1 protein-coding gene is annotated in these 845 nt (G+C 70.3%); it reads right to left on the bottom strand.

What is annotated here, in order from left to right; translation table 11 throughout:
- Window positions 1-800 (bottom strand): beta-ketoacyl synthase N-terminal-like domain-containing protein (locus tag ACFY1E_RS47440; RefSeq protein WP_389088736.1); only part of this gene is annotated, 800 nt, incomplete at its 3' end.
- Between the last annotated feature and the right edge of the window lie 45 nt (window positions 801-845).

The following is an 845-nucleotide window of genomic DNA, read 5'->3' as shown; positions in this document are numbered from 1 at the left end:
GCATCTGCGGAGAACGCGCGGCACCGGCCGTCCACCGACAGACCCTGCTGCCGCGAGAAGTCGATGAACGTCCCCGGTGTCGCCATCACCGTCACGCCACCCGCCAGCGCCAGGGAGCACTCGCCCGACCGCAGCGCCTGACCGGCCAGATGCAGAGCCACCAGCGAGGACGAGCACGCCGTGTCGATCGTGACCGCCGGCCCCTCCAGGCCCAACGCGTAGGAGACCCGGCCGGACAGCACGCTCGTGGCGTTGCCGGTCATCAGGTGGCCCTCGATACCGGCGCCGCTCTGACTCAGCGTGACGCCGATGCCGTAGCCCGAGGCGAAGCCGCCTGCGAACACGCCGGTGGCCGAGCCGTGCAGCGCCCCGGGATCGATACCGGCTCGCTCCAGCGCCTCCCACGAGGTCTCGAGGAGGAGCCGCTGCTGCGGGTCCATCGCCATCGCCTCACGCGGGCTGATCCCGAAGAAACCGGGGTCGAAATCCGCCACCTCGCCGCCGAGGAATCCGCCCTGGCACACGTACGAGGTGCCGTCGTCGCCGCCGTTCGGGTCGTACAGCTCTTCGACGTCCCAGCCACGGTCCTGCGGGAAAGCGGAGATCGCGTCGGTCCCGGAAGAGACGAGCCGCCAGAACTCCTCCGGGCCGACGGCGCCGCCCGGGAAACGGCATGCCATGCCGACGATCGCGATCGGCTCCGTGACCCGCTCCTGCGCCCTGCGCAGCCGCGCACGTACGTCCTGGGCGTCGGCGATGGCCTTCTTGAGGTAACTACGAAGCTTGTCCTCGTCGGACATGTTCTGCTCCCGGGGGTCTTTCGTCGGCATTGTGGGCGGCGGGGA

The sequence above is a fragment of the Streptomyces sp. NPDC001604 genome, from assembly GCF_042893475.1.
Taxonomy (GTDB): domain Bacteria; phylum Actinomycetota; class Actinomycetes; order Streptomycetales; family Streptomycetaceae; genus Streptomyces.
The sequence above is the reverse complement of the archived record's forward strand: the minus strand, read 5'-3'. Positions and strand labels throughout refer to the sequence as shown.